Source organism: Methylocystis sp., assembly GCF_051061225.1.
Taxonomy (GTDB): Bacteria; Pseudomonadota; Alphaproteobacteria; order Rhizobiales; family Beijerinckiaceae; genus Methylocystis.
The window spans coordinates 1-5,659 of sequence record NZ_JBPFEB010000044.1 but is presented as its reverse complement, the minus strand read 5'-3'; the positions used below and the strand labels follow the sequence as shown (position 1 = coordinate 5,659).

Here is a 5,659-nt window from a genome sequence, read left to right as displayed (position 1 = left end):
GCTGCTGATCCTGGTACTCATCCCCGGCATCGGCCGTGAGGTCAACGGCAGCCGCCGCTGGATACCGTTGCTCATTGCCAACCTGCAGCCGTCTGAATTCATGAAGCTGTTCGTCACCTTCTATGTCGCCGACTACACGCTGCGCAAGGCCTCGGTGATGGATAGCTTCACCAAGGGCTTTCTGCCCATGCTTATCGTCATGCTGGTGGTCGGCGGCCTGCTGCTGCGCGAGCCGGATTTCGGTGCGTTTGCCGTGATTGCCGCCATCTCCATTTCCATCCTGTGGCTGGGCGGTATCAATGGCCGCATCTTTGTTGGCCTCATCGGCTTACTGGTGGTTGGCTTCGTGCTGCTGATCTGGAGCTCGCCGTACCGCCTGCAACGCATTATCGGTTTCATGGACCCATGGGCTGACCCCTACGGCAAGGGCTATCAACTGTCGCACGCGCTCATTGCCTTCGGCCGCGGCGAGTGGTTCGGCGTCGGTCTGGGGGCGAGTGTGGAAAAACTGCTGTATCTACCGGAAGCGCATACCGACTTCCTGCTAGCGGTGATTGCCGAAGAACTGGGTTTCGTCGGTGTAGCGACAGTGGTCGCCCTGTTTGGCTGGCTGGTGTTACGCGCCTTCGGCATAGGCAAGGAATCGGTAGCCAACGAGCGCTACTTTTCCGCCCTGCTGGCGCAGGGAATCGGTGTTTGGATCGGTGTGCAGGGCATCATCAACATGGGTGTCAACATGGGCATCTTGCCGACCAAGGGACTGACCCTGCCACTGTTGTCATTTGGGGGCAGCGGCATTCTGGCCAACTGCGTCGCACTCGCGGTTTTATTGCGTATCGATTGGGAAAATCGTCGGCTTCAAAAGGGCTTGCCAGCATGATGATCATTCAATCGTTGCGAATGCTGGAGATGTGCTGGGGGCCGATGATTTCGGTGAAGGCTAACCTGCTTCAGCAGGTTAAGCGTAGCGGCCGCAGCCAAAAATCCCCAGCTGGAGAGCATGACTCGGCCATGTTGTCGGAGTTGCCAGCATGACGGCTGCCAAAACCCTACTCATCATGGCAGCTGGTACAGGCGGCCACATCATGCCCGGTCTCGCGGTAGCGGAAGCCATGCATGCACGTGGCTGGATCGTGCATTGGCTCGGTACGCGGCATGGCATGGAAAACAAGCTGGTGCCTGCGCGCGGCGTCGCCATGTCGACGGTGGATTTTTCCGGTCTGCGCGGTAAAGGGTTGCTGCATAGTATCCGCGGTTTTTTCAAGCTGGCTGCGGCAACGATCAGCGCATGGCGACTAATGGGGCGCCTGCAACCCAAGGTGGTGCTCGGTATGGGCGGCTATGTCACCGTCCCCGGCGGTTGGGCGGCGCGTTTGCGCAAGCTGCCGCTGGCGGTGGTCAATGCCGATGCAACCTTGCTCATGTCCAATCGCGCGCTGGCGACATCTGCCTCGCGTGTGCTGTTCGGCTTCGATGGCGGTGCCGACATGCCAGGCTCATTGGCAGCCAAAGCACGTGTGACGGGGAATCCGGTACGGGCGGAAATCGCCGCTATTGCGCTGCCAGAGCAGCGTTTTGCCGGGCGCAGCGGCCCGCTGCGCCTGCTCGTCATTGGCGGCAGCCTGGGGGCCACAGTGCTGAATGACACCTTGCCGCGCGCACTGGCACTGTTGCCTGCCAATGTCCGTCCCGTGGTCACACATCAGGCCGGTGCCAAGCATGCCGAAGCTTTGCAGCAGGCATACCGCGCAGCCGGTATAGAGGCGACAGTACAACCTTTCATCGATGATATGGCGACTGCTTATGCAGAAGCTGATCTGCTAGTCTGCCGCGCCGGGGCTATCACGGTCAGTGAGCTGGCGGTGGCTGGTGTGCCCAGCATCCTGGTGCCGCTGGTCGTCTCGACCACTTCGCATCAGCAGGATAACGCCAGGTGGATGGCCGAACACGGAGCGGCAATTCATTTGCCGCAAGCCGAATTAACGCCGGAACGCCTCGCGCATCTGCTGCAAAGCCTGTCGCGCGAACAGCTTCTGGCAACGGCCCAGTCTGCGCGCCAGCTGGGCCGACCTGAGGCCACGCAGGCTATTGCTGCCGAACTCGAGGAGATCGCCCTGCCATGAAACATAAGGTTAAAAAGGTGCATTTCGTCGGCATTGGCGGCTCGGGTATGAGCGGCATTGCCGAGGTGCTCATCAATCTGGGCTTCAGCGTCAGCGGCTCGGACCTGGCCAGTAACGCCACTACCAAACGCTTGGCCAGCTTCGGCGCCAAGGTGTATCAAGGCCACGCTGCCGAGAATCTGGGAGACGCTGACGCAGTCGTGGTGTCCAGCGCTGTCAATGAAGCCAACCCGGAAGTGATTGCCGCGCGTGCCAGCAATATTCCGGTAGTGCCGCGCGCGCTGATGTTGGCTGAACTCATGCGCTTCCGGCAAGGCATCGCCGTTGCCGGTACGCACGGCAAGACGACGACGACCAGCCTGATTGCCAGCATCCTGGCCGAGGCAGGCATGGATCCTACCTTTGTCATCGGCGGTCGGCTGGAATCGGCCAACAGCCACGCACGTTTGGGAACAGGCGAGTTTATTGTTGCCGAGGCGGACGAATCCGATGCCTCGTTTCTGCATCTAACGCCGGTACTGTCGGTGGTGACCAATATCGACGCCGACCACATGGATACCTACGGCCACGATTTCGAGAAGCTCAAGGGCGCCTTCATCGAATTCCTGCATCGACTGCCGTTCTATGGCATGGCCGTAGTGTGCATCGACGACCCGAATATCCGCGCGATTCTACCCAGTGTTTCCAAGCCGATCATGTCTTATGGATTCTCCGAGGACGCCCGTATCCGCGCCACCAATGTGCGCGCCGACGATGGTCGCATGCATTTCACGGTGACACGTGTCAACGGTGTGACCACGACGTTTGATGTCACCCTTAACCTGCCTGGCAACCATTACGTGCTGAATGCGCTGGCCGCAATTGCCGTGGCGAGCGAGCTTAATGTCTCTGACGCCGCGATTATCAAGGCACTCAAGGAATTCAAGGGTGTCGGTCGTCGCTTCGAACGCTATGGCGAAGTGCCGGCCAAGGGTGGCGGCAACTTCACATTGATCGACGACTACGGTCACCACCCGGTAGAAATGCAGGCAGTGATTGCCGCCGCGCGTGGTGCCTTCCCCAGCCGCCGCCTGGTGCTGGCCTTCCAGCCGCATCGCTATACAAGAACCCGCGATTGCTTCGAGGATTTTGTGCGCGTGTTGTCAACCGTGGATGAAGTGATCCTGACTGAAGTCTATTCGGCGGGTGAAGCACCTATTGTTGCTGCCGATGGACGCTCGCTGGCGCATGCAGTTGGCGTGGCAGTAAGGCGCGAGCCGCACTTCACCGAGACGCCGGCTGAACTGCCGGCTGCCATCCTTGAGATGGCCAAAGACGGTGACGTGGTCATCGTCATGGGCGCTGGCTCGATTGGCCAAGTTGCGGCTAAAACCAAGGAGTTGGCAGGGTGATGGCGCAGCCTATAACACAAGGCAAGCTGCTGCTGAACGAGTCGCTGGCGCGCTATACCAGTTGGCGCGTGGGCGGCAAGGCCGATCGCCTGTATATCCCGGCCGGGCTGGAAGATTTGCAGGAGTTCCTGCAGGGCTTGAGCGAGAGTGAGCCAATGTATTTCATCGGCCTCGGTTCCAATTTGTTGGTGAGGGATGGCGGCGTGCGCGGCACGGTGGTGCTCATGCATAACGTGCTGACGGGGCTGCATATGGATGGCAGCGAAGTCTACGCCGAGGCCGGCGTCACCTGCGCCAAGCTGGCCAAATTCACGGCGCGCCAACATCGGCACGGCGCCGAGTTCATGGCAGGTATTCCCGGCACGGTGGGCGGCGCACTGGCAATGAATGCCGGCTGCCATGGCGGCGAGACCTGGGACATCGTCAAGAAGGTAACGACCATCGACCATCGTGGCCAAGTGCGTGAACGTGATGGCCAGGAATTCGTTGCGACCTATCGGCATGTGGAAATGAAGGGCGGTGAGCCGTTGAGCGAATGGTTCATCGCCGCCTGGTTTGCCTTGCCGGTAGGCGCTGCCAGCGAAGCGGAGCAGAAGATCAAGAGCCTGCTGGCGAAAAGGCTGGCGACGCAGCCGTTGAACTTGCCGAATGCGGGTTCGACCTTTCGCAACCCGCCGGGCGATTTTGCGGCAAGGCTGGTCGAGGCCTGTGGGCTCAAAGGCTACAAGATGGGCGGGGCACAGGTTTCAGAGAAGCATGCCAACTTCATCGTCAATCTGGGCGATGCAACGGCAGCGGATATCGAGCGGCTCATCGCGCACATGCGCACAACGGTGAAGCAGCAGCACGGGGTGGATTTGCAACAGGAAGTACGCGTTATTGGAGAGTTCGGGAATGAGTAGCAAGTTTGGCAAGGTCGCGGTTTTACTGGGTGGTCGCTCCGGCGAGCGTGCGGTTTCGCTGAAGAGCGGCGGTGCCGTGCTCGCTGCGTTGCAACGCAGCGGCGTGGATGCACACGCTTTTGACCCGGCGGAAAAGCCATTGCATGAGCTGGAAGGTTTTGATCGGATATTCATCGCCCTGCATGGCCGTTATGGCGAGGACGGCACCATCCAGGGCGCGCTGGAGCTCATGAATATCCCCTACACCGGCAGCGGTGTCATGGCCTCCAGCCTGGGCATGGATAAATGGCGGACCAAGCTGCTGTGGCGTGCCACCGGCATTGTGACGCCGGATTTCGAACTGGTGGATGCCGGCAGCGATTTTGCCGCGATTGAAACCAAGCTGGGCTTGCCGTTGTTCGTTAAGCCAGCCAATGAAGGCTCCAGCATCGGCATCAGCAAGGTCAAGCAGTCTGGGCAATTGCTGGCAGCCTATGAGGAAGCGGCAAAGGCCGACCCGTTGGTGATTGCGGAAGAGTTTATTGGTGGCGGCGAATACACCGTTGGCATCCTTGGCGATACGGCCCTGCCGGTCATTCGCATCGTGCCCGCCAACGAGTTTTACGATTATGAGGCCAAATATTTGCGTGACGACACGCAGTACCTCTGCCCATGCGGCCTGAGTGCGGAAAAAGAAGCGCAGATCCGCGCCGAGGCGCTGGCGGCATTTCGCGTGGTGGGTGGCAGCGGCTGGGGGCGGGTGGATTTCCTCATGGACGAGGCGGGCAAGCATTACTTCCTCGAAGTGAACACTTCGCCTGGCATGACTGACCATAGCCTGGTGCCAATGGCGGCAAAAGCAGCCGGCATCAGCTTTGATGCGCTGGTGATCAAGATACTGGAGGCCGCGCGTGTGGGATAAGCCACAAATCCTCAATTGGATCGCCAACTTCCTGTTCGCACTGGCTACCGTGCTATTGCTCTACGGCGTGATTTTCGTGGTGGTGCACCTGCCGATTTTCCCGCTGCGTGAGGTGCGCGTGGATGGTCAGCTCAACCACATCACGCGCGAGCAGATCAAGCTGATTGTGGCGCGCCACCTGACCGGCAATTTCTTTACGCTGGATTTGATAAAGGCGCGAGACGCATTTGAGAAGCTGCCCTGGGCGCGCAATGTCAGTGTACGCCGCCGCTGGCCGGACACGCTGGAAGTCTCGGTGGAAGAGCACAAGGAGCTGGCGCGCTGGGGCGATATCGCCCTGGT

The 5,659-nt window shown here is 60.0% G+C and carries 6 protein-coding genes; all 6 read left to right on the top strand.

Going from position 1 to position 5,659, the window contains the following annotated elements:
* Positions 1-880 (top strand): putative lipid II flippase FtsW (gene ftsW, locus ACR652_RS08890; RefSeq protein WP_434506153.1); only part of this gene is annotated, 880 nt, incomplete at its 5' end.
* 151 nt (positions 881-1,031) lie between these two features.
* On the top strand, positions 1,032-2,123 hold the full coding sequence (gene murG / locus ACR652_RS08885; RefSeq protein WP_434506152.1) for an undecaprenyldiphospho-muramoylpentapeptide beta-N-acetylglucosaminyltransferase: 1,092 nt from the start codon (positions 1,032-1,034) through the stop codon (positions 2,121-2,123).
* Positions 2,120-3,514 (top strand): UDP-N-acetylmuramate--L-alanine ligase, encoded by a 1,395-nt coding sequence (murC, locus tag ACR652_RS08880; RefSeq protein ID WP_434506151.1) that lies wholly within the window; start codon positions 2,120-2,122, stop codon positions 3,512-3,514. The genes murG and murC overlap by 4 nt, the downstream gene beginning before the upstream one ends.
* Positions 3,514-4,416 (top strand): UDP-N-acetylmuramate dehydrogenase, encoded by a 903-nt coding sequence (gene murB / locus ACR652_RS08875; protein ID WP_434506150.1) that lies wholly within the window; start codon positions 3,514-3,516, stop codon positions 4,414-4,416. The genes murC and murB overlap by 1 nt, the downstream gene beginning before the upstream one ends.
* Complete coding sequence (locus ACR652_RS08870) at positions 4,409-5,317, top strand: D-alanine--D-alanine ligase (protein WP_434506149.1); 909 nt, start codon at positions 4,409-4,411, stop codon at positions 5,315-5,317. Before murB ends, ACR652_RS08870 begins: the two co-directional genes overlap by 8 nt.
* Positions 5,307-5,659, top strand: a 353-nt coding sequence (locus ACR652_RS08865; RefSeq protein ID WP_434506148.1) for a cell division protein FtsQ/DivIB, incomplete at its 3' end; no start/stop codon positions are given. The genes ACR652_RS08870 and ACR652_RS08865, both read left to right, overlap by 11 nt.

Bases quoted from the DNA above. Each gene is read 5' to 3' on its own strand.
- murG (WP_434506152.1), top strand. From the start codon at position 1,032: ATGACGGCTGCCAAAACCCTACTCATCATGGCAGCTGGTACAGGCGGC.
- murC (WP_434506151.1), top strand. From the start codon at position 2,120: ATGAAACATAAGGTTAAAAAGGTGCATTTCGTCGGCATTGGCGGCTCG.
- murB (WP_434506150.1), top strand. From the start codon at position 3,514: ATGGCGCAGCCTATAACACAAGGCAAGCTGCTGCTGAACGAGTCGCTG.
- ACR652_RS08870 (WP_434506149.1), top strand. From the start codon at position 4,409: ATGAGTAGCAAGTTTGGCAAGGTCGCGGTTTTACTGGGTGGTCGCTCC.